This window comes from Marinobacter sp. LA51, assembly GCF_030297175.1.
Classification (GTDB): domain Bacteria; phylum Pseudomonadota; class Gammaproteobacteria; order Pseudomonadales; family Oleiphilaceae; genus Marinobacter; species Marinobacter apostichopi.
In genome coordinates this window covers 3,731,978-3,753,476 of the sequence record NZ_AP028070.1, presented here as the reverse complement: position 1 = coordinate 3,753,476, position 21,499 = coordinate 3,731,978, and the positions used below count along the sequence as shown (strand labels likewise).

Genomic DNA, 21,499 nt, shown 5'->3' with positions numbered 1-21,499 from the left:
TCATGGCAGAACTGAGAACGCTGGCCCGTCCCTACGCGAAAGCAGCATTCAAGGCCGCCCAGGAGCATGAGCAACTGGCACAGTGGTCACAGGTGCTGACGATCGCAGGACAGGTCACCGCGAACGAAGACATTCGACAGCTTCTCGCGAATCCGGGTCTGGAAGAGCAGAAGAAAGCCGAGCTGATTCTCGAAGTCGCCGAAGACGGCGTCACCGAGCAGGTTCGTAATTTCTTCGCCGTACTGGCGGAAAACCGTCGGCTGACTCTTCTTCCTGAGATTTCAGCGCTCTTCAACACGTACCGGGCTGATCTGGAGCGCACTGTTGATATCGAAGTGACCGCGGCTTACGAGCTGACGGACGAACAGCAACAGAAGCTCGCCCAGGCACTCTCGACCAAACTCGAGCGGAAAGTGTCACTCGCAGCGTCGTCGGACAAGTCCCTGATTGGCGGTGCAATCATTCGCACCGGCGATCTGGTTATCGACGCTTCTGTACGCGGAAAGCTGACCAAGCTGGCCGACGCTCTGGGCTCCTGATTTCAGCACAAGGTTTGAGGATATTGGCATGCAGCAACTGAATCCATCCGAGATCAGTGACATCATCAAGAAGAGAATCGAGAAACTCGATATCTCTTCCGAAGCAAAGAACGAAGGTACGATCCTGTCTGTCTCTGACGGTATCGTGCTGATCCACGGTCTGGCCGACGTTATGTACGGCGAGATGATTGAATTCGCCAACGGCGTCTTCGGTATGGCTCTGAACCTGGAGCGTGATTCCGTTGGTGCGGTTGTTCTGGGTGATTACGAAGGCCTGGCAGAGGGTCAGAAGGTACGTTGTACCGGTCGTATCCTGGAAGTCCCGGTCGGACCAGAGTTGATGGGCCGCGTTGTGGACTCACTGGGTAACCCGATTGACGGTAAGGGCGAACTGGGCACTGACCTGACGTCTCCGATCGAGAAGGTTGCGCCGGGCGTTATCGAACGTCAGTCCGTTGATGAGCCGGTTCAGACAGGTCTGAAGGCGATTGACACCATGGTGCCAATCGGTCGCGGCCAGCGTGAGCTGATCATCGGCGACCGCCAGATCGGTAAGACCGCCGTCGCCATCGACGCGATCATCAACCAGAAAAACACTGGCATTAAGTGTATCTACGTTGCCGTAGGCCAGAAGCAGTCTTCCATTGCCGCTGTTGTGCGCAAGCTGGAAGAGCACGGTGCCATGGATCACACCATCGTGGTTGCCGCTGGCGCCGCCGATCCGGCTGCTACCCAGTTCCTGGCTCCGTACGCCGGTACTTCCATGGGTGAATACTTCCGTGACCGCGGTGAAGACGCGCTGATCATCTATGATGATCTGTCCAAGCAGGCTGTGGCGTATCGCCAGATCTCCCTGCTGCTGCGTCGTCCGCCGGGCCGTGAAGCCTATCCGGGTGACGTGTTCTATCTGCACTCCCGTCTGCTGGAGCGTGCGTCCCGCGTCAACGCCGACTACGTTGAAAAGTTCACCAAGGGTGAAGTGAAAGGCAAGACCGGTTCCCTGACCGCCCTGCCGATCATCGAAACCCAGGCCGGTGACGTGTCTGCATTCGTACCGACCAACGTGATCTCGATCACTGACGGCCAGATCTTCCTGGAAACCAACCTGTTCAACTCGGGTATCCGTCCGGCAATGAACGCCGGTGTCTCGGTATCGCGGGTAGGTGGTTCAGCCCAGACCAAGATCATGAAGAAGCTTGGCGGTAACATCCGTCTGGCTCTGGCCCAGTTCCGTGAATTGGCCGCTTTCGCCCAGTTTGCTTCCGACCTTGACGAAGCAACCCGTAAGCAGCTGGAGCACGGTCAGCGTGTAACGGAACTCATGAAGCAGAACCAGTACAGCCCGATGTCTGTGGCTGAAATGGGTACGGTTCTGTTTGCAGCCAACGAAGGCTTCCTGGACGACGTTGATGTCGATAAGGTTGTTAAGTTCGAAGCGCAGTTGCTTGACTGGATGCGCGCCGAACAGAAAGACCTGCTCGCCAAGATCAACGAGAAAGGTGATTTCAACGACGAAATCGCTTCCGGCCTGAAAGCTGCACTTGAGAAATTCAAGACCACTCAGAGCTGGTAAGAAAACGGGCCTGCGACCTGCGTCGCGGGCCAATTTTCGTAGCAACGAGTGTCTAACTTGAGAAGGCAGTGAGTTATGGCCGTCGGCAAAGAAATACGTAACCAGATTTCAAGCATCAAGAGCACGCAGAAGATTACCAGCGCCATGGAAATGGTCGCTGCGAGTAAGATGCGTAAAGCTCAGGAGCGCATGCAGGCCACTCGCCCGTATGCCGAAAAGATGCGTCAGATGATCGGGCACATTGCCAAGGCGAACGCTCAGTACAAGCATCCGTTTATGGTTGACCGTGAAGTTAAGCGGGTCGGCTATATTGTGGTGTCCACTGACCGGGGCCTTTGCGGTGGTCTGAATGGCAACCTGTTTAAAGCGCTTGTCCGTGAAATGCGAGCGTGGAAGGACAAAGGAGTAGAAGCTGATCTGTGCGCCATCGGGCAGAAAGGCGCTTCCTTTTTCCGGAGCTACGGCGGCAATGTCGTCGCGGCGCTGACCCATCTGGGTGACAGCCCGAGCTCTGAAAAACTCATCGGCAACGTCAAGGTCATGTTGGATGCGTACTCGGAAGGCAAGATTGATCGCCTGTACGTGGTAAGCAACGAGTTCGTTAACACCATGACCCAAAGCCCGAAGGTGGAGCAGCTGCTGCCCCTGCCTGAGAGCGAAGACGAAGAGATCAAGAACCAGTGGGATTATCTCTACGAGCCCGATGCCAGGCAGATCCTCGATGGTCTTCTGCCACGTTTTATTGAATCCCAGGTATACCAGGGTGTGGTAGAAAATCTGGCATGTGAACAGGCAGCCCGGATGATCGCCATGAAGAGCGCAACTGATAACGCCGGTGACATTATGGACGAGCTTCAGTTGGCCTATAACAAGGCGCGTCAGGCAGCCATCACCCAAGAGATTTCGGAGATTGTTAGCGGCGCGGCTTCGGTCTGATCCCGCAAACAGTCCTACTGGTTTTATTGACTACTTAAGATAACGAGGAACCGAGCATGAGTAGCGGACAAATCGTTCAGATCATTGGCGCGGTTATCGACGTGGAATTCCCACGTGACTCCGTACCCAACGTATATGACGCACTGCTGCTTGAAGGTGGCGACACAACTCTGGAAGTCCAGCAGCAGCTGGGTGACGGCATTGTTCGTACCATCGCCATGGGCAGCACCGAAGGCCTGAAGCGTGGCCTGAAAGCAGAAAACACTGGCAAGGCAATCTCGGTACCGGTTGGTACCAAGACCCTCGGCCGTATCATGGACGTTCTGGGTCGCCCCATCGACGAAGCCGGCGAGATCGGCGAAGACGAGCGCTGGGCTATCCACCGCAAGGCGCCGGGCTATGCCGACCAGGCAGCGTCTGCCGACCTGCTGGAAACCGGCATCAAGGTTATCGACCTGATCTGCCCGTTCGCCAAGGGTGGTAAGGTTGGCCTGTTCGGTGGTGCCGGCGTAGGCAAGACCGTAAACATGATGGAGCTGATCAACAACATCGCGAAAGAGCACTCCGGTCTCTCCGTATTCGCAGGTGTTGGTGAGCGGACCCGTGAAGGTAACGACTTCTACTACGAAATGAAGGACTCCAACGTCCTTGATAAAGTAGCGATGGTCTACGGCCAGATGAACGAGCCTCCCGGAAACCGTCTGCGTGTGGCCCTGACTGGTCTCACCATGGCAGAGAAGTTCCGTGACGAAGGTCGTGACGTACTGTTGTTCGTTGACAACATCTACCGTTACACCCTGGCGGGCACCGAGGTATCTGCACTGTTGGGCCGTATGCCTTCAGCGGTAGGTTACCAGCCGACACTGGCCGAAGAGATGGGCCAGCTGCAGGAGCGGATCACCTCCACCAAGAACGGTTCCATCACGTCTATCCAGGCGGTATACGTACCGGCGGATGACTTGACTGACCCGTCACCAGCGACCACCTTCTCGCACCTTGATGCGACCGTGGTACTGAGCCGAGACATCGCTTCCAAGGGTATCTACCCGGCGATCGATCCGCTTGACTCCACTTCGCGTCAGCTGGATCCGCTGGTCATTGGTCACGAGCACTATGAAGTGGCCCGTGGCGTGCAGACTAACCTGCAGCGCTACAAGGAACTGAAAGACATCATCGCGATCCTGGGTATGGATGAGCTGTCTGAAGAAGACAAGCTGGTTGTATCCCGTGCCCGTAAGATCGAGCGTTTTCTGTCCCAGCCGTTCCACGTTGCTGAAGTATTCACTGGTTCACCCGGTAAGTACGTGTCCCTGAAGGAGACAATCAGCAGCTTTAAGGGCATCCTCAACGGTGACTATGACGATATGCCTGAGCAGGCGTTCTACATGGTTGGTACCATTGAGGAAGCGGTCGAGAAAGCGAAGGAAATGAAGAACAAGGCCAAGAAGTAATTGAGCCGAAGCTCTTGTTTCCGGATCGATCAAAGAGGCAACTGACATGGGTATAACCGTGCATTGTGATGTGGTAAGTGCCGAAACAAAGATCTATTCCGGATTGGTTGAAATGCTGATCGCAGCGGGCTCTGAAGGTGACCTGGGTATTGCCCCGGGTCACACCCCGCTGCTGACCGAGCTGAAGCCGGGTCCTATTCGGATCATCAAGCAGGGCGGTGAGGAAGAAATTCTTTACGTGTCCGGCGGATATCTGGAGGTCCAGCCCAATCTGGTGACTTTGCTGGCTGACACTGCGGTTCGCGCCAAGGATGTGGACGAAGCCGCTGCTCTTGAGGCACAGAAAGAAGCCGAGAAAGCACTTGCCAACAAGACCGGTGAATTCGAGTACTCCCGTGCCGCTGCAGAACTGGCCGAAGCTGCTGCTCAGCTTCGTACTATCCAGCAGCTGCGCAACAAAATGCGCTAAGCGTTTTCGTTTCGGGTTTGCCGAACACCAAAGCCGCATCCTGCGCGGCTGGAAATCCAACGCTCTGCGTTGGGCTCCGGCCTCCCGGGTTGCGGCTTTTTTTGTTTATCGATACATCAATTTAGACACTCCGGGGGTCTGATTTGTCCATGAGCCCGCTACACGTTGTGATTCTGGCCGCTGGCCAGGGTTCGAGAATGAAATCCGCTCTGCCCAAGGTTCTGCACGCGGTGGCCGGTCGGCCGATGCTGCATCACGTCATCGGAACGGCTAAGAAGCTTGGTGCGGAGACGATTCACACGGTGATTGGTCATGGTTCGGACCAGGTTAGGGCAGTCACCCCGGAAACCTCGGTCAACTGGGTGGTACAAAGCGAGCAGCTCGGCACCGGTCATGCGGTGGCCCAGGCGCTGCCGGATCTACCGGACGACGCCCGGGTTCTGGTGCTTTATGGTGATGTGCCTTTGACCCGGGTGGAAACCCTGGAAGCCATGGTGGCGGAACTGGATGAGCGTACTCTGGGACTGCTCACGGTGACTCTGAACGACCCCGCCGGTTATGGCCGTATTGTTCGCAACGGCGACGATCAGGTTACCTCCATCGTGGAGCAAAAAGACGCTTCCGAGACCCAGCTCGCTATACAGGAGGTCAACACTGGCATCCTGGCGGTGTCAGCCAAGCACCTGAAGAGCTGGCTGCCAACGCTGTCCAACGCGAATGCCCAGGGTGAATACTACCTGACCGATATCATCGCCATGGCGGTGGACCATGGTTTGTCTATTTCCGTAGCCCAGCCTGGTGATGCGTTTGAAGTTCAGGGCGTTAATAACCGGTTACAGCTCGCTGAGTTGGAGCGCTGGTTCCAGCGCCGGGAAGCCGACCGGCTGATGACCGAAGGTGCCACCCTGGCCGACCCGGCCCGAATCGATGTCCGGGGCGACCTGACCATCGGTAACGACATCCTGATTGACGTCAACGTGGTGTTCGAAGGCGAGGTATCGATTGGCAGTGGCGTGTCCATCGGCCCGGGCTGCGTGATCAAGGATGCGAAGATTGCCGACGGTGCAAAGATTCACGCCCATAGCGTGATCGAGGGTGCCAGTGTTGGCGCCAATGCCCAGATCGGGCCGTTTGCCCGTCTGCGCCCGGGTACTGAACTGGCCGCCGACACCAAGGTTGGCAACTTTGTGGAAACCAAGAAGGCAGTCGTAGGCCAGGGCAGCAAGATCAATCACCTCAGTTACGTGGGTGACGCCTCACTAGGCCGTAATGTGAATGTGGGTGCAGGCACCATCACCTGCAACTATGATGGGGTGAACAAGTTCAGGACCGAGATTGGCGACAATGTCTTTGTCGGTTCCAATACCTCACTGGTTGCTCCAGTCAGTATCTCTGCAGACGCCACCATCGGTGCCGGGTCGACCATTACCCGGAATGTCGCAGACAGTGAACTGGCCGTGGCGCGCGGGCGCCAACGCAACGTTTCCGGCTGGGAACGGCCGAAGAAATCTGATTAATAGTTTTACAGGACAGGTGATAGCAGCATGTGTGGCATTGTAGGTGCGGTTTCGGAACGGGACGTTCAGGGCATTCTTCTGGAGGGTCTGCGCCGTCTGGAATACCGGGGGTACGATTCCGCCGGTATGGCAGTCATTGATGGCGGCAGTGTTACCCATCGCGCCCGCGAGGTTGGCAAGGTGGCGTCACTGGCCGAGGCCATTGAAGCCAACCCGCTGACCGGTCATCTGGGTATTGCCCACACCCGCTGGGCTACCCATGGCGAGCCGTCTCAGATCAATGCCCATCCCCACATGTCCGGGGATCGTCTGGCCATTGTCCACAACGGCATCATCGAGAACTATCAGGAACTGCGTGACGAACTGAAAGCGGATGGCTTCGAGTTCACCTCCCAGACCGACACCGAAGTGGTCGCCCACCTGATCGAGCAGTATTACCGCAAGCACAGCAATCTTTACGACGCCGTGAAAGCCGCCATCGCCCGTCTGCGCGGAGCCTACGCACTGGCCGTGGTGCATGCGGATGAGCCGGATCACCTGGTGGTGTGCCGGGAAGGCAGCCCGCTGGTGATCGGCGTCGGTATTGGCGAGAACTTCATTGCCTCCGACCAGCTGGCGCTGCTGCCGGTGACCGACCGCTTCATGTTTCTTGAGGAAGGCGATATCGCCGACATCCGTCGGGACGCGGTGACCATCCATGACCGCGAAGGCACGCCGGTCGAGCGCAAGATCATTCGTTTCGAGCATGGTTCAGATTCGGCCGACAAAGGCGAATATCGCCACTTCATGCTCAAGGAAATCTACGAGCAGCCGAGGGTGATCAAAGCCACCATGGAAGGCCGGATTACCGATAACCGGGTACTGGAGCAGGCGCTCGGCACCGAAGCCGCCAACCTTCTGCAGGACGTCAACCACGTCCAGATCATTGCCTGCGGCACCAGTTATCACGCCGGTATGGTTGCCCGCTACTGGATTGAGGAGCTGGCCGGCGTTGCCTGTTCGGTCGAGGTCGCCTCGGAATTCCGTTACCGCAAACACGTGATCCAGCGCGACACCCTGTTCCTGTGCATTTCCCAGTCTGGCGAAACCGCCGATACCCTGGCTGCCCTGCGACAGGCCAAACAGGCCGGTTTCCGGGCCGCGCTAGCCATCTGCAACGTACCTGGCAGCTCACTGGTCCGTGAATCCGACCTGGTGATCATGACCCAGGCCGGCCCGGAGATCGGTGTTGCCTCCACCAAGGCCTTCACCACCCAGCTGACGGCGCTGCTGATCTTCACCCTGGCTCTGGCCCGTCACAATGGCCTCACTGAGGAGCGGGAAGCGGAAATCGTGAAGGCTATTCACCAGTTGCCGGGGCAGGTCGACCAGGTGCTGGCATTGGATGCCGACATCGCCGAGATGTCCAAGGCCTTCATGGATAAAAATCACAGCTTGTTCCTGGGCCGGGGCTCGCAGTTCCCGGTGGCACTGGAAGGTGCCCTAAAGCTCAAGGAAATTTCCTACATCCATGCCGAAGCCTATCCGGCCGGTGAGCTGAAGCATGGCCCGCTGGCTCTGGTCGACAGTGAGATGCCGGTGGTCACCGTGGCTCCCAACAACACCTTGGTGGAAAAGCTCAAGTCCAACCTGGAGGAAGTTCGGGCCCGGGGCGGCGAGCTGTTTGTCTTCGCCGACAGCGCCGCCGGCGTGAAAGCGGAAGAGGGCATCCACGTGATGCCGTTGCCTTCGGTGCACGAGATTACCGCACCTATCGTGTACACGGTGCCGCTGCAGTTGCTGTCCTACCATGTGGCCGTACTCAAGGGCACGGACGTGGATCAGCCGCGCAACCTGGCCAAGAGTGTGACGGTGGAGTAAGCCTCAACTGAGGTAAAGGTTTTGTAGAACCCAGTTATTTGCTATTTTGCAGACCAGATTGGCGATAATCGCTGATCTGACATGCTAGCGGGAGAGACCGCGCTGCACTCTTGTGTGGCCGGCGCCGAAGGAGCAACTGCCCCGGAAACTCTCAGGCAAACGGACCGCTAGCATGAATACTTTCCGAAGAGCTGCCGACGACCGCGTCCGTTGGCACACCGAAGGAGCAAGCCGCTGATTTCAAGGAATTGGCGAGTGAATCTCTCAGGTACCGTGACGGAAGGGGTGCTTTCTACCATGCTGTACACAGAATGCTGTGTAAACAGGCTATGGGGAAAGGGAACCCTGGACGCCTCTTGGAGAGTTCTATGAAGCGAATTGCAGTTATCGGCGGTGGTATTACCGGTATCACCACGGCTTACACCCTGGCCAAGCGCGGCCTGGATGTCACCGTTTACGAAAAGCACCGCTATGCCGCGATGGAAACGTCCTTCGCCAACGGCGGCCAGTTGTCGGCGTCTAACGCCGAGGTATGGAACAACTGGCAGACCATCATCAAAGGCATGAAGTGGATGATGCACAGCGATGCCCCGCTGCTGGTCAATCCCAAACCGTCCTGGCACAAATTAAGCTGGTTTGCCGAGTTCATGGCGGCAATTCCCCAGTACGAAAAGAACACCACGGAAACCGCTCGCTTGGCCATTGCGGCCCGTGAACACCTGTTCCAGTGGGCGCAGGACGAAGGCATCGATTTCGATCTGAAGAAGCAGGGCATCCTGCACATTTACCGGGACAAGGCTGGTTTTGATCACGCCTCGAACGTCTCCAAGCTGCTGGCAGCGGGCGGCCTTGAGCGTCGGCCGGTGACTCCCGAGGAAATGAAATCGATCGAGCCCACGCTGGCCGGTACCTACTACGGTGGTTTTTACACCGAGAGTGATTCCACCGGAGATATCCACAAGTTCACCAACGGCCTGGCCGATGCGATCCAGCGCCGTGGCGTTAAGACCAACTACGGCCACACCGTGACCGAACTGAGCGCAGATGCGTCCAGCGCCTGGGTTACCTCCTTCGACGGCAAAGAACAGACCCGCGAAACCTACGACGGCGTGGTGATCTGTGCCGGTGTTGGCAGTCGCGCTCTGGCGGCCAAGCTGGGTGACCGGGTCAACATCTATCCGGTTAAAGGCTATTCCATCACCGTAGAACTGGACGACGAGGCCTCTCAGCAAGCCGCTCCGACTGTCAGCCTGCTGGACGATGCCACCAAGCTGGTCACCAGTCGTCTGGGTGATGACCGTTTCCGGGTTGCCGGTACTGCCGAGTTCAACGGCTACAACCGCAACATCCGCGACGACCGCATCAAGCCGCTGACACGCTGGGTTGAGGAATGCTTCCCCGGGGTCAGCACCCGTCGCGTGGTGCCTTGGGCTGGTCTGCGTCCCATGTTGCCGAACATGATGCCGCGCGTCGGCCCCGGCCGCCTGCCCACGGTGTTCTACAACACCGGTCATGGCCACCTGGGCTGGACGCTCTCCGCCATCACCGCCGAGCTGCTGGCGGATGCAGTTGATACGGCGCCTTCAGGCGCGACCGTGAGCACGGCTCGCTAGGCTCTATCAGCCCCTGACGGTCCTAGTGACTCGACAAGGAAGTCGAGCAGCATCCGGACTTTCGGAGACAGGTGACGGGTTTGGGGATAAACCGCCCAGATACCGTCATCATCCTCTCGGTAATCTTTCAGCAGCGGCAGCAACTGGCCCGTATCCAGTGCTGTTTGCACGTAATAGTCCGGTAACTGGACGATACCAATCCCCTTCAATGCTGCATCCAGCAACGCCCTGCCACTGTCGCACCGGATGTTTCCGCTGATTCGGACATTGCGAGGTTGGCCCTGTTCCTGGAAACGCCAGTAATCCAGGTTGCCCTGCAGACAGTTGTGCTGCGCCAGTTCCGACAGCTCATAAGGTGTGCCGTGGACCGAGAGGTACTGGGGCGATGCGCACACATACAGGGTGCGGGATGACAGGCGCCGGGCCATCATGCTGGAGTCCTCCAGCTTGCCGAGCCGTACGGCCAAATCATAACCCTCGCCCACCAGATCCAGTTTCTGGTTGGTCAGGTTCATTTCGACGTCCAGTTCCGGATACTGCACCACAAACTCGTTCACCAGGGGCGCAATCCTCTTCTCACCGTAAGTAATGGGTGCCGTCAGCCTGAGCTTGCCCCTTGGGGATAACTGCAGGTTGGTGATGGAGCGCTCGGCATCGTCCAGCGCATCCAGTACCTGCCGGCAATGCTGGTAGTAAATCCGACCTGCCTCAGTAACCGATACCCGCCGCGTTGTCCGGTAGAACAGCCGGGTGGCCAGCCGGGTTTCCAGGGCACTGACCTGCCGGCTCACCTGAGCGGTCGAGACGCCGAGTCTCCGGGCTGCCTGGGTAAAGCTTTCGGTTTCAGCGACGGCAACAAACTCGTTCACGCCTTCCCAGCGATACATGCCTGTTCTCTCCACGTCTGCCAGATTTGATGATTGTTGCAGCACAGTAAAAGTAATTTGATGAACAGTGTCATTATCAATTGATTGTGGATAAATACAATGTATGCACAAATCAGACGGCGCTAATCGCCGTCCACAAGCTACCAGCGGAGAGCGTTATGGCTGAAATCATCAAATCAAAAGCAGCAATTGCCTGGGGACCGGGCCAACCTCTGTCCGTGGAAGAGGTGGATGTCATGCCCCCAAAGGCAGGGGAAGTCAGAGTGCGTGTTGTCGCCACCGGCGTTTGCCATACCGATGCGTTTACCCTTTCTGGCGATGACCCGGAGGGTAACTTTCCGGCGATTCTCGGCCACGAAGGTGGCGGCATCGTTGAGTCGATTGGTGAGGGTGTCACCAGTGTGCAGGTGGGTGATCACGTTATTCCGCTTTACACCCCGGAATGTGGCGAGTGCAAATTCTGCCTGTCGGGCAAGACCAATCTATGCCAGAAAATCCGCGAAACCCAGGGCAAGGGACTGATGCCCGATGGCACCTCGCGCTTTTACAAGGATGGCGAACCCATCTTCCACTACATGGGCTGCTCGACATTTTCCGAGTACACCGTGTTGCCGGAAATTGCCCTGGCCAAGGTCAGCAAAGAGGCGCCACTGGAGGAAGTCTGTCTGCTGGGCTGCGGCGTGACCACCGGCATGGGCGCGGTGATGAACACCGCCAAGGTGGAAGAGGGCGCCACCGTCGCCATTTTTGGTCTGGGTGGCATTGGTCTGTCTGCCATCATTGGTGCCGTCATGGCGAAAGCCAGCCGCATCATTGCCATCGACATCAACGAGAGCAAGTTCGACCTAGCCCGTCAGTTGGGCGCAACCGACTGCGTCAACCCGAAGGATTATGACAAGCCGATCCAGGAAGTCATTGTTGAGCTCACCGACGGCGGCGTGGACTATTCCTTCGAATGCATCGGCAACGTCGACGTTATGCGGTCCGCCCTGGAATGCTGTCATAAAGGCTGGGGCGAGTCGGTGGTCATCGGTGTAGCCGGGGCCGGCCAGGAAATCTCAACCCGTCCGTTCCAGCTGGTCACCGGCCGGGTCTGGAAAGGTTCAGCGTTTGGCGGCGTTAAGGGTCGCTCTGAGCTACCGGGGATGGTTGAGCGTTACTTGCAGGGTGAATTCAAGCTGAACGACTTCATTACCCACACCATGGGTCTGGATACCATCAACGACGCCTTTGAGCTGATGCACGAGGGTAAAAGCATTCGGACTGTTATCCACTTCGATCAGTGAATAGAGTGGCCGCCTGTCCTGTTGGTCAGGCGGCCTATTCGTTCTCTGAGGTCAGCGAGACCTGAACAAGTTCGTGCTGCAGTTTCTTGAGAAGGTGCAGCAGGCTGACCCCGTCATCAAAACTCAGACCCTGCAGCGCCTGCTGGTAAAACTCGGTGATGGTGTCCTGCAGCTGATTCCAGAACTTCTGCCCACTGTCAGTCAGTTTCACCAGCCGGGCGCGACGGTCCTGTGGGTCCGTTATCCGAACCACATGGCCATCCCGCTCCATCCGTTTCAGCACCCCATCGAGGTTCTGCCGGCTCACGTACAGGTATTCTTTCAGCTGGTTGAACGAGGTGCCGTCCTCAAAACCTTCCCGTGACAACGCACCCAGCACTGACCACTGCACCGCACTGATTCCCATCTCATTCTGAACCTGCCGCTGCAGGATGTTGCCAGTCTGGAACAGGCGGAAAAACAGCCGGTTCGGAATGCCGCCGGATTCGTTGACGATCATCTGAGCTCCTGTGTGTCCCCGGGGCTGGGATGCCTCACGTGGGTAGGTATTCGCGGGCAATAATGTTTTTCATGATCTGCGCGGTGCCATCACCTATTTGCAGACCCAGCACGTCCCGCAGACGCTGGGCAAAGGGCAGATCCTCGCCCCAACCGGTATGACCATGGGCCAGCAGACACTGTTTCACCACGTCGAACGCCAGCTTTGGCCCCCACCACTTGTTCATGGCGGCCTCGGCGTTATGGGGCAGGTCGCTGTCCTTCAACCAGAGCGCATGGTAGCACTGCAGGCGCGCGGCATGAACGTAAGTCTGGTATTCGGCCAGTGGGTGGGTCAGGCCCTGGAATGCCGACAGGTTTTGGCCGAAGGCGGTGCGTTCAGTCAGCCACTGCCAGGTTTCGTCCAGAGATTGCTGGGCTACCGCGAGGCACTGCAGGCCGATCAGTGCACGGCTGTAGTCAAAGCCCTGCATTACCTGTTTGAAGCCCTTTCCCTCATCACCCATCATGTGGCTGGCAGGTACCTCCACGTTGTCGAAAAAGATGGAGCCGCGGCCGATGGCGCGTTGACCGTTGTCCTCGAATCGGGTGGTGGTGATGCCCGGTGTGTCCATGGGCACCAGAAATGCGCTGATCCCGGAAGCTTTTTGTTCCACCGTGCCGGTGCGGGCAAACACCACCGCCACATCGGCCTGGTCGGCCATGGAGATGGAGGTTTTTTCGCCGTTGAGCACATAGACATCGCCCTTTTTCTCCGCTTTCAGGCGCAGGTTGGCGGCGTCGGAACCGCCGTGGGGTTCTGTCAGGGCAATGCAGGCGACGTTTTGGCCAGAAGTGATGCCGTGCAGCCACTTCTTCGCCAGGTCGGGTTCGGCGTGACTGGCGATAATCTGGCCATTGAGGGAAGCCAGTAGCGGAATGTAGCCGACGTTGAAATCCCCTTTGGCGATCTCTTCCATGATCAGGCCACTGGTGACACAGTCCATACCGCTGCCGCCAAAGTGCTCCGGCAGTTCGCCACCGAGCAGGCCCATCTCGCCAAGCTGGCGGATGACATCCTTTTCGATCACCCCTTCCTTGTCCCGCTTGCGGTAGCCCGGAGCCAGCACCTCGGTGCTGAAGCGGGCCACAACCTCGCGGATTGCGTTCTGTTCTTCGTTAAATCCGAAATTCATGGTGTTCTCCGGGCTGTGTCTGTGACCCGGCCGCTTATAGCCACCGGGTCGGTCTGCTTACTTGTAGAATTTCCGGAAGTCCGGCTTGCGCTTTTCCTTGAAAGCGTTGACGCCTTCCCTGGACTCGTCGGTGTTGTAGTACAGGCTCAGGGCCTGCATGCCGAGCGCGCCAATACCGGCAATGTTGTCGCTGTCCGCGTTAAAGGAGCGTTTGGCAATCGAGAGGGCGGTCGGGCTCTTTTCCAGGATCTCGTCGCACCATTTGCGCACCTCTTCGTCCAGCTGATCTGCTGGTACCACCGCATTCACCAGCCCCCACTCCAGGGCTTGCTCCGCCGAATACTTGCGGCACAGGTACCAGATTTCACGGGCCCGCTTCTCACCGACTACGCGGGCGAGATAGGCGGTACCGAACCCGGGGTCGACTGAACCGACCTTGGGGCCAACCTGGCCAAAGATGGCGGTTTCCGAGGCAATGCTCAGATCGCAGATCACATGAAGGACATGGCCACCGCCGATGGCGAAACCATTAACCCGGGCGATGACCGGCTTGGGTACCTCCCGGATCAGCCGCTGCAATTCCTCCACGGGTAAGCCGATCAGGCCCCGACCGTCGTACTGGCCTTCGTGGGCACCCTGGTCACCGCCGGTACAGAAGGCTTTTTCACCGGCACCGGTAAAGACAATTACCCCGATGTCCTTGTTCCAGCCGGCCCGGTTGAAGGCGTCAAGCAGTTCCAAACAGGTTTGGCCTCGGAAGGCGTTGTAACGCTCTGGCCGGTTAATGGTAATGGTGGCGACGCCGTCGCTTTCGTCGTAAAGGATATCTTCGTAGTTCATGATGCAGTCTCCTGATTCGTGTAACTGGTCGCTTAGCCGGCCATGGTCAATCCGCCGGACACGCTGATGACCTGGCCGGTGATGAAGTTGGCATCGTCACTGGCAAGCAGGGCGATAACGCCGGGGTAGTCTTCCGGTTGCGCCAGTCGCTTCATGGGGACCGCGTTGCGGAAGGCTTCCAGCAGTTTCTCCGGGTTGGACGCGCTCTCGGCCACGCCTTTAAGCAGGGCCGTGTCTGTGGGGCCGGGACAGACCACATTCAGGCACACCTTTTTGGTAGCCAGTTCCCGGGCCACGGTCTTGCTGAAGCCCACCAGGCCAGCTTTGCAGGCGGCGTAGACGGATTCACCGGAAGAGCCGACACGGGCGGCATCGGAGGCGACGTTGATGACCTTGCCACCGCCGGCGGCGACCATCTTCGGCAATACCACATGGTGCATGTTCAGGGCGCCAGTAAGGTTCACCGCAATCAGCTGTTCCCAGAGCTTCGGCTCGGTTTTCAGGAACGGCATAAAGCGGTCGAAACCGGCGTTGTTCACCAGCACGGTCGGTACGCCCAGTTCGTTTTCGATGGCGGCTACGGTGTCAGTGATCGCGGCGTAATCGGTGATGTCGGCGGCGTAGGCGCGGGCCTTACCACCCGTCTCGGTGATCAGGTCTGCCGTGGCTTGGGCCGCGTTCTCATCACGGTCGAGCACGGCCACCAGGCTGCCTTCCTCGGCAAAGCGCTGGCAAACGGCGCGGCCGATGCCACCACCGCCACCGGTGACGATGACTGTTTTTCCTTTCAGGCCTCTCATGATGGTTCCTCCTGTTGTTTTCGATGAACGAATCAGCTGCGTTTGGCTGGGTCCAGGCGTACTTCCTTCGCCTGTTCACGCAATTTGAATTTCTGGATCTTGCCGGAGGCGGTGCGGGGCATGGCCTCAATCACCTCGAGATACTCCGGCAGGTAGCTTTTGGAGAGTTTTTCTTCGATGAGGTAATTCTTGACGTCGTCCAGAGAAAGATCGGTGGTCTTCTCGTCGAGGGTGACGTAGGCGCAGACCCGCTCGCCCAATCGCTCATCCGGGCAGCCCACCAGGGCAACATCGACGATCCCCGGGTATTTGTAGAGCAGGTTCTCCACCTCAACGACGGGAATGTTTTCACCGCCACGGATCACCACGTCCTTGGTGCGACCGGTGATGCGGATGTAGCCATCTTTGTCCATGCGGGCCAGGTCGCCGGTGCTGAACCAACCCTCCTGATCCACGCCATAAAGCTCCGGGCGCTTGAGGTAGCCAACAAACAGGCTCGCGCCGCGAACCAAAAGGTTGCCCTCTTCCCCTACCGGCGCTGCGTTGCCCTTGAAATCGGTGACTTTGATTTCCATCCAGGGCAGCACTTTGCCGTCAGACTGGCTGGCGCGTTCGGCCGGGTCTTCCGGGCAGGTCATGGTCACTGCGCCGTTTTCAGTCATGCCCCAGGCCGAGACGATCTTGGCTTGCAGGGTGTTGCTGGCCTGTTCGACCACGGCGGTTGGAATGGGGGCGCCGGCTGAGACAAAGATGCGCAATGAGTCGAGCTCGCCCTCATGCTTGGGCGCGGTTTTCACCAAGTCTGCGAGGAAAGGCGTGGACGCCATGGTGAAGGCCGGCTTTTCAGCGGCAATCACCTTGCAGACATAGTCGGCATCCCAGATATCCTGAAGGATGGCTGTGGTGCCCAGGTAAACCGGCATCATCACGCCATAAAGGAAGCCGGTCTGGTGGGCCAGGGGTGAGGCCATCAGGATCTTGTCGTCGGATGTCAGGTGCAGCCGTTCAGCATAAGGACGCACGTTGGAGAACAGGGTGTTGGAGGTGTGCATAACGCCCTTGGGTTCGCCGGTAGTGCCGGAGGTATACAGAATCTGGACCACCTCATCGGCTCCAGGTTTGCGCTCGGCAAACAGCGCCGCAGTGTCCGTTTTTTCTTCCCATGGCGTCTCCAGCAGACGCTGTTCAAAGCTGCGGTCACCCTCGCCGCCAATCACCAGCAGGGTTTCCAGTTTTGGCAGCTCGGAGCGGATGCCATCAACCATGGCTTCGTAATCAAAATTGCGGAAGATCTTGGGAGTGACCAACAGTCTGGCTTCGCCGTGGCTGAGCATGAAACGCAGTTCCCGCTCCCGGAAGATCGGCATCAATGGGTTGAGAATGGCGCCGATGCGCATGCAGGCAAGGTGTAGCGCGGTGGTCTGCCACCAGTTCGGGAGCTGGCATGCCACGACATCGCCCTTATCGATGCCCATTGCGGCCAGGCCCGCGGCCATTCGGGCGACGGCATGGTTGAGTTCCTGGAAGGTAAGCGCTGTTCGGATATCACCGGTGACCTGATAGCCGACGATGGCTTGGCGATCCGGGGTGCGGGCCACTGCTTCGTCCAGGTAATCGGTAATGAGCTTGTCGTTCCATGCGCCATTACCAATCATGGCGGAGCGACGTTCCGATTTTGGGGTGATGCCAGTTTCCATGTGATTCACCTTTAGGGTCGGGATTTTTTGTTGTTGGCGATTCCGGCAGCGCCAACTGCTGACGTTGTTTAAAAATACGTCAACTCAAAATAATGTGTCAACATGTTGTTTTATATTTTGTTGGAACATGCATTTCGAGGTATCTTTATAAGCGGTTTAAAGGATCTACACCCTGGAAATTTTTGGAGGCGGTTATGACTTACAACAATATCTTGCTAGAGCGCCATGATCCGGTCGCATTAATCCGGCTCAATCGTCCTAAGGTTCTCAACGCCCTGAACAGCGCCTTGATGTCGGAGCTTTCGGACCTGCTCAAGGACCTGGAACAGGACGAGAAGGTCAGGGCAATCGTCATCACCGGTAGTGAAAAGGCGTTCGCCGCCGGCGCAGACATCTCCGAGATGCAGGCCCTGGATTTTTCCCGGGCCTATCGGGAGCAATTCATCTCCTCGAACTGGGAGCAGGTCACACGGTGCCGGAAACCGGTCATTGCCGCGGTTGCCGGTGTTGCCCTGGGTGGCGGCTGTGAGCTGGCGATGATGTGTGATGTGATCATTGCCGCCGATTCGGCCCGCTTTGGTCAGCCGGAAGTGAAGCTGGGCATTCTGCCAGGGGCCGGTGGAACCCAGCGCCTGACCCGGGCTATCGGCAAGGCCAAGGCGATGGATCTGTGCCTGACCGGGCGCATGATGGATGCCGAAGAGGCCGAGCGCAGCGGCCTGGTCTGTCGCATTGTTCCGGCAGCAACGCTGGTGGACGATGCCATTGCCATGGCCGGTGAGATCGCCAAAAACTCCCTGATGGCGACCATGCTGAACAAGGAGGCCGTTAACCAGGCATTTGAGACGTCATTGGGGACGGGTGTGGATTACGAGCGCCGCCTGTTCTGGGCGAGTCTGGACACCGAAGACCGCAAGGAAGGCATGGCCGCTTTCCTGGAGAAGCGCAGCCCGGACTGGAAGCATCGATAAGATGATTTTGTAATATTTTTTCACCAAGTGCCCGCATTGCCCGAGAAATCGGGTAAAATGCGGTCACTTAATCTACAAAATTTAGTAATAATACGAAAATAATCAGTTTGGCCGACGCATTGACCCCCGTCGATTGCGATTAGCCACGAATAACTACGCAATAATTCCAATAAACCGTGCTTCCAGAAGACTTTCGCCATGCCTAATACCGTTATTTCCGGCTTTACCCACAATTTTCTTGGTAAGGCTCCGGTCTGGTACAAGCAGGTCATCCTGCTGTTCCTGCTTGTTAATCCCATTGTCATGTATCTGTTGGGGCCGGGCACGGCGGGCTGGCTGTTGATTGCCGAGTTTATCTTTACCCTGGCCATGGCCCTGAAGTGCTATCCGTTGTTGCCCGGCGGGCTGCTGGCGGTGGAAGCCCTGTTGATTGGCCTGACCACGCCGGATGCGGTGTATCTGGAAGTGCTGACCAACTTCCCGGTGATCCTGCTGCTGATGTTCATGGTGGCCGGAATTTACTTCATGAAGGAGCTGTTGCTGGTTACCTTCACCCAGATTTTGGTGGGCGTGCGTTCCAAATCCGCACTGTCACTGCTGTTTTGTGGTGCCGCTGCCGTGTTGTCGGCGTTTCTGGATGCCTTGACGGTCACCGCGGTAATCATCAGTGTCGCAGTCGGCTTCTACTCGGTGTATCACAAGGTTGCCTCCGGCAAGGGCTACCACCATAACGACCACAACGCCGGCAGTGACGACGAGGTGGTGGAGCTGCACCGGGAAGACCTGGAGAATTTCCGGGCCTTCATGCGCAGCCTGCTGATGCACGGCGCCATCGGTACCGCCCTTGGCGGTGTGTCCACCATGGTGGGTGAGCCGCAGAACCTGTTGATCGCCAAAGTAGTGGGCTGGGATTTTGCCGATTTCTTCCTGACCATGGCGCCGGTAAGCATCCCGGTACTGTTTGCCGGTTTGTTTACCTGCTGGGCGCTGGAGAAGCTGCGTTGGTTTGGCTACGGCGGGCGCCTGCCCAAGCCGGTTCGCCGGGTATTGGAAGAATTCGCCGAAAACGAGCGTTCCAAACGCACCAAGGCCGACCAGGCCGCGCTCTGGATCCAGGCTTTGGCCGCCGCCATTCTGGTGATTGGCCTGGCGTTCCATCTGGCGGAAGTGGGCTTGATCGGCCTCCTGGTAATTATCCTGATCACCTCGTTCACCGGCATCACCGATGAACACCAGATTGGTAAAGCCTTCCAGGAGTCGCTGCCGTTCACGTCACTGCTGGTGGTGTTCTTCGCGGTGGTTGCGGTGATCCACGAGCAGCACCTGTTCAAGCCGATTATCGATCTGGTGCTGAGCCTGCCGGAAAGCAGCCAGCCGGGCTGGTTCTTTGTTGCTAACGGTATCCTGTCGATGATCAGTGACAATGTATTCGTAGCCACGGTTTACATCAGTGAGGTCAAGCAGGCGTTGGACGCCGGTAGCATCAGTTACCCCCATTTCCAGGCACTCGCTGTCGCTATCAACACCGGCACCAACCTGCCGAGTGTGGCGACTCCCAACGGCCAGGCGGCGTTCCTGTTTCTGCTTACCTCGGCCATTGCGCCGCTGGTTCGGCTGTCTTATGGGCGCATGGTGATTATGGCCTTCCCCTACACCCTGGTGATGGGGGGTGTTGGCCTGTACATGGTGATTAACCACATTTGATAACCGGTTCGAAAAATTCCCAAACCAGTCAGTGCAGTTTACTGCGGGTCTGATAAGCTTTAGCGAAAATTGAGCATAAAAAAAATACTTAATGAACCATCGCAGTAACCCGCACACTCGCACTGATTGGTTCCGCGCCGTGGTCCACGGTTTTTGGCTGTTGTTGTTTTCCTTGCTGGCGGCAACCCCTGTTGTAGGCGAAGAAACGACCGACAAGACGCTGCGTATCGCCTACGTGGAATTTCCACCGATCACCTTTCGCAATGAAAACGGCGACGCAGACGGCGAGCTGATCGACATCACCCGTAAGGTTGTTCAGGAGGCCGGTTACGTTCCCGATTTCGTTCATTTGCCGATCAGCCGGGTCTATCTGTATCTAAAAACGGGCCAGATCGATGTCTGGCCCGGCCTGACCAATATTCCGATTCTCAACGGTGAAGTGCTGGAAAGCTGGGTCAGCCCCATGCCGGTCCAGTTGAGTGCCTGGTATTGCCAGGACAAGGGCCGTCCGCTGGAGCATTTCGATCAGCTGAGTGGCAAGCGCGTGATTGTGATTGCCGGCTACACATACGCTGGCTTGATCAACTGGCTGAACCGGGCCGAAGACATCCGCATCACCGAGGCGCCCGATCACCGTGCTGCCATCAATATGCTCAAGCGCAACCGCGGCGACTATCTGCTCGACTACCGCCAACCCATCGAGCAGATCCTGACCGCCCCGTACGATGATCACATACTCCATTCGGAAGTGCGCACCCGCAATGCGGCCTGGCTGTTCTCATTGGCCCACCCACGAGCGGCGATCCTGCGGGAAGAATTCGACGACGCCTACCTGCGGCTGGTCGAGGCCGGCGAGGTCCCGCCGGTGCGCGAGTTATCCCCAGGTTTCGTTATTCCCGGGTTCCCCGAGCCCTATCGCTAAGGCCTGATTGTTTCAGGGCGATAGAGTGATATCGCCGTACCAGGCGGTGGCAGATTCGCCGGTATTGTCAGAATCCGACATGATAGCAATGCCCACCAGCGGTGGCGGTGCCTCGCCAAAGGCCTGGCGGTAATCCGCGACAATATCCCGTTCCACCGTGACCCACTCGCCGGCCTGCGCGTTGCCGGAATTAACCGCCACCATCATCGTGCTGTCGGTGTAGGGGTTGGGCACAATGTCACCCTCGGGTACCTCGTTGGCCCAGATGTAATTCAGGGCATTGCCGGGCAGAGACTCACCAAACACCACTTCCACCGCCTTGCGTTTGGCTCGTTCGAAGAACCCGGCCTTATCAGGCTGGAACTTGAACGCCACATAGATCCGGGCCGGGTAATCGTCCCCGGACTTCTCCCGGGCGTTGCCCTTCTCAAACACGTTCGACACCTTCCAGCGCCAGCGCAGAATCAGCGAGTCGGTCGGTTTCAAGTCGAGCCGGGCAATCAGACCCGAGGCGCCGCCGTTGGTTTGCGCCTTCACCACCTGAGTGCCGTTGTCGGTCACCAATTCATACTGGGAATGCTGATCAATTTTCGGGAATTCCAGAGGCTCCCAACCCTCGGTGAGCGCTGATATCTGGGAGAACGGCTGCAATAGCGGTTCGGCGGCGAAAAGCTTGCCCGATGTCAGGGCCAGAGCCATCAGCATCAATGGCAGGGTAAGTCGGGGAACTTGCTGCATGCGGTACCTCGCAGTGTTTTTGG

General features: G+C 57.8%; 19 protein-coding genes and 1 riboswitch. Of the genes, 12 read left to right on the top strand and 7 right to left on the bottom strand.

Translation table 11 applies throughout. The features are described 5' to 3' along the window. The first annotated feature begins 2 nt into the window (after positions 1 to 2). The 8 genes from QUE89_RS17250 (at position 3) to QUE89_RS17215 (ending at position 9,958) form a co-directional block, all read left to right on the top strand. Entirely contained in the window at positions 3 to 539 is a 537-nt protein-coding gene (locus tag QUE89_RS17250) for a F0F1 ATP synthase subunit delta (protein ID WP_286221252.1), read from the top strand. Between the two features lie 28 nt (positions 540 to 567). Beyond that, a complete protein-coding gene (gene atpA, locus QUE89_RS17245) occupies positions 568 to 2,112 on the top strand; it encodes a F0F1 ATP synthase subunit alpha (RefSeq protein WP_286221251.1) in 1,545 nt (514 codons plus the stop codon). A gap of 75 nt (positions 2,113 to 2,187) precedes the next feature. Beyond that, a complete protein-coding gene (atpG, locus tag QUE89_RS17240) occupies positions 2,188 to 3,048 on the top strand; it encodes a F0F1 ATP synthase subunit gamma (protein ID WP_286221250.1) in 861 nt (286 codons plus the stop codon). 56 nt (positions 3,049 to 3,104) lie between these two features. Continuing rightward, a complete protein-coding gene (atpD, locus tag QUE89_RS17235) occupies positions 3,105 to 4,499 on the top strand; it encodes a F0F1 ATP synthase subunit beta (RefSeq protein ID WP_286221249.1) in 1,395 nt (464 codons plus the stop codon). A gap of 46 nt (positions 4,500 to 4,545) precedes the next feature. Next, positions 4,546 to 4,968 (top strand): F0F1 ATP synthase subunit epsilon, encoded by a 423-nt coding sequence (locus QUE89_RS17230; RefSeq protein ID WP_041341952.1) that lies wholly within the window; start codon positions 4,546 to 4,548, stop codon positions 4,966 to 4,968. Between the two features lie 149 nt (positions 4,969 to 5,117). Further along, positions 5,118 to 6,485: a bifunctional UDP-N-acetylglucosamine diphosphorylase/glucosamine-1-phosphate N-acetyltransferase GlmU gene (gene glmU / locus QUE89_RS17225; RefSeq protein WP_286221248.1), complete on the top strand. Its 1,368-nt coding sequence runs from the start codon at positions 5,118 to 5,120 to the stop codon at positions 6,483 to 6,485. A gap of 27 nt (positions 6,486 to 6,512) precedes the next feature. After that, the gene (gene glmS / locus QUE89_RS17220; protein WP_286221247.1) at positions 6,513 to 8,345 is read left to right on the top strand and encodes a glutamine--fructose-6-phosphate transaminase (isomerizing); all 1,833 of its coding nucleotides are present in this window, start codon (positions 6,513 to 6,515) and stop codon (positions 8,343 to 8,345) included. A gap of 78 nt (positions 8,346 to 8,423) precedes the next feature. Continuing rightward, positions 8,424 to 8,522: riboswitch (glycine riboswitch) on the top strand. Between the two features lie 191 nt (positions 8,523 to 8,713). Then, positions 8,714 to 9,958 carry a D-amino acid dehydrogenase gene (locus QUE89_RS17215; RefSeq protein ID WP_286221246.1) on the top strand — a complete coding sequence of 415 codons (1,245 nt, stop codon included), beginning with the start codon at positions 8,714 to 8,716 and terminating at the stop codon, positions 9,956 to 9,958. Here QUE89_RS17215 and QUE89_RS17210 read toward each other — a convergent pair. Further along, positions 9,955 to 10,845, bottom strand: coding sequence for a LysR substrate-binding domain-containing protein (locus tag QUE89_RS17210; protein WP_286221245.1), 891 nt, complete (start codon positions 10,843 to 10,845; stop codon positions 9,955 to 9,957). The two genes, QUE89_RS17215 and QUE89_RS17210, sit on opposite strands and share 4 nt — an antisense overlap. 167 nt (positions 10,846 to 11,012) lie before the next feature. Here QUE89_RS17210 and QUE89_RS17205 point away from each other — a divergent pair, with 167 nt between their 5' ends. Beyond that, complete coding sequence (locus QUE89_RS17205; protein ID WP_286222933.1) at positions 11,013 to 12,131, top strand: S-(hydroxymethyl)glutathione dehydrogenase/class III alcohol dehydrogenase; 1,119 nt, start codon at positions 11,013 to 11,015, stop codon at positions 12,129 to 12,131. Between the two features lie 34 nt (positions 12,132 to 12,165). Here QUE89_RS17205 and QUE89_RS17200 read toward each other — a convergent pair whose 3' ends face one another. From QUE89_RS17200 to QUE89_RS17180, 5 genes are read right to left on the bottom strand one after another with little or no spacing between them, the layout of a single operon-like run. Continuing rightward, positions 12,166 to 12,630 carry a MarR family winged helix-turn-helix transcriptional regulator gene (locus tag QUE89_RS17200; RefSeq protein WP_286221244.1) on the bottom strand — a complete coding sequence of 155 codons (465 nt, stop codon included), beginning with the start codon at positions 12,628 to 12,630 and terminating at the stop codon, positions 12,166 to 12,168. Positions 12,631 to 12,664: 34 nt separating this feature from the next. After that, positions 12,665 to 13,804 carry a cyclohexanecarboxyl-CoA dehydrogenase gene (gene aliB / locus QUE89_RS17195; protein WP_286221243.1) on the bottom strand — a complete coding sequence of 380 codons (1,140 nt, stop codon included), beginning with the start codon at positions 13,802 to 13,804 and terminating at the stop codon, positions 12,665 to 12,667. 57 nt (positions 13,805 to 13,861) lie between these two features. Then, the gene (locus QUE89_RS17190) at positions 13,862 to 14,644 is read right to left on the bottom strand and encodes an enoyl-CoA hydratase-related protein (RefSeq protein WP_286221242.1); all 783 of its coding nucleotides are present in this window, start codon (positions 14,642 to 14,644) and stop codon (positions 13,862 to 13,864) included. Positions 14,645 to 14,676: 32 nt separating this feature from the next. Continuing rightward, complete coding sequence (locus tag QUE89_RS17185; protein ID WP_286221241.1) at positions 14,677 to 15,444, bottom strand: SDR family NAD(P)-dependent oxidoreductase; 768 nt, start codon at positions 15,442 to 15,444, stop codon at positions 14,677 to 14,679. Positions 15,445 to 15,476: 32 nt separating this feature from the next. Continuing rightward, a complete protein-coding gene (locus QUE89_RS17180) occupies positions 15,477 to 17,141 on the bottom strand; it encodes an AMP-binding protein (protein ID WP_286221240.1) in 1,665 nt (554 codons plus the stop codon). Positions 17,142 to 17,335: 194 nt separating this feature from the next. Between QUE89_RS17180 and QUE89_RS17175 the strand changes: the two genes are divergently transcribed. The 3 genes from QUE89_RS17175 to QUE89_RS17165 all read left to right on the top strand — a co-directional run bounded on the left by QUE89_RS17175 (position 17,336) and on the right by QUE89_RS17165 (position 20,738). Beyond that, entirely contained in the window at positions 17,336 to 18,112 is a 777-nt protein-coding gene (locus tag QUE89_RS17175) for an enoyl-CoA hydratase (RefSeq protein WP_286221239.1), read from the top strand. Positions 18,113 to 18,310: 198 nt separating this feature from the next. Further along, positions 18,311 to 19,816: a sodium/proton antiporter NhaB gene (gene nhaB, locus QUE89_RS17170; RefSeq protein WP_286221238.1), complete on the top strand. Its 1,506-nt coding sequence runs from the start codon at positions 18,311 to 18,313 to the stop codon at positions 19,814 to 19,816. 91 nt (positions 19,817 to 19,907) lie between these two features. Then, positions 19,908 to 20,738, top strand: a complete 831-nt coding sequence (locus tag QUE89_RS17165; protein WP_286221237.1) for a substrate-binding periplasmic protein — start codon at positions 19,908 to 19,910, stop codon at positions 20,736 to 20,738. Between the two features lie 12 nt (positions 20,739 to 20,750). On the opposite strand, the gene QUE89_RS17160 is transcribed toward QUE89_RS17165, so the two are convergent. Continuing rightward, complete coding sequence (locus QUE89_RS17160; protein WP_434784082.1) at positions 20,751 to 21,476, bottom strand: DUF3047 domain-containing protein; 726 nt, start codon at positions 21,474 to 21,476, stop codon at positions 20,751 to 20,753. Positions 21,477 to 21,499 lie beyond the last annotated feature (23 nt).

Excerpts from the sequence above, each read along its gene's own strand:
- QUE89_RS17165 (WP_286221237.1), top strand. The coding sequence starts at position 19,908 with ATGAACCATCGCAGTAACCCGCACACTCGCACTGATTGGTTCCGCGCC.
- QUE89_RS17210 (WP_286221245.1), bottom strand. The coding sequence starts at position 10,845 with ATGTATCGCTGGGAAGGCGTGAACGAGTTTGTTGCCGTCGCTGAAACC.
- QUE89_RS17215 (WP_286221246.1), top strand. The coding sequence starts at position 8,714 with ATGAAGCGAATTGCAGTTATCGGCGGTGGTATTACCGGTATCACCACG.
- nhaB (WP_286221238.1), top strand. The coding sequence starts at position 18,311 with ATGCCTAATACCGTTATTTCCGGCTTTACCCACAATTTTCTTGGTAAG.
- QUE89_RS17200 (WP_286221244.1), bottom strand. The coding sequence starts at position 12,630 with ATGATCGTCAACGAATCCGGCGGCATTCCGAACCGGCTGTTTTTCCGC.
- atpD (WP_286221249.1), top strand. The coding sequence starts at position 3,105 with ATGAGTAGCGGACAAATCGTTCAGATCATTGGCGCGGTTATCGACGTG.
- atpG (WP_286221250.1), top strand. The coding sequence starts at position 2,188 with ATGGCCGTCGGCAAAGAAATACGTAACCAGATTTCAAGCATCAAGAGC.
- atpA (WP_286221251.1), top strand. The coding sequence starts at position 568 with ATGCAGCAACTGAATCCATCCGAGATCAGTGACATCATCAAGAAGAGA.
- QUE89_RS17230 (WP_041341952.1), top strand. The coding sequence starts at position 4,546 with ATGGGTATAACCGTGCATTGTGATGTGGTAAGTGCCGAAACAAAGATC.
- glmS (WP_286221247.1), top strand. The coding sequence starts at position 6,513 with ATGTGTGGCATTGTAGGTGCGGTTTCGGAACGGGACGTTCAGGGCATT.
- glmU (WP_286221248.1), top strand. The coding sequence starts at position 5,118 with ATGAGCCCGCTACACGTTGTGATTCTGGCCGCTGGCCAGGGTTCGAGA.
- QUE89_RS17190 (WP_286221242.1), bottom strand. The coding sequence starts at position 14,644 with ATGAACTACGAAGATATCCTTTACGACGAAAGCGACGGCGTCGCCACC.
- QUE89_RS17180 (WP_286221240.1), bottom strand. The coding sequence starts at position 17,141 with ATGGAAACTGGCATCACCCCAAAATCGGAACGTCGCTCCGCCATGATT.
- QUE89_RS17185 (WP_286221241.1), bottom strand. The coding sequence starts at position 15,444 with ATGAGAGGCCTGAAAGGAAAAACAGTCATCGTCACCGGTGGCGGTGGT.
- aliB (WP_286221243.1), bottom strand. The coding sequence starts at position 13,804 with ATGAATTTCGGATTTAACGAAGAACAGAACGCAATCCGCGAGGTTGTG.
- QUE89_RS17160 (WP_434784082.1), bottom strand. The coding sequence starts at position 21,476 with ATGCAGCAAGTTCCCCGACTTACCCTGCCATTGATGCTGATGGCTCTG.
- QUE89_RS17175 (WP_286221239.1), top strand. The coding sequence starts at position 17,336 with ATGACTTACAACAATATCTTGCTAGAGCGCCATGATCCGGTCGCATTA.
- QUE89_RS17250 (WP_286221252.1), top strand. The coding sequence starts at position 3 with ATGGCAGAACTGAGAACGCTGGCCCGTCCCTACGCGAAAGCAGCATTC.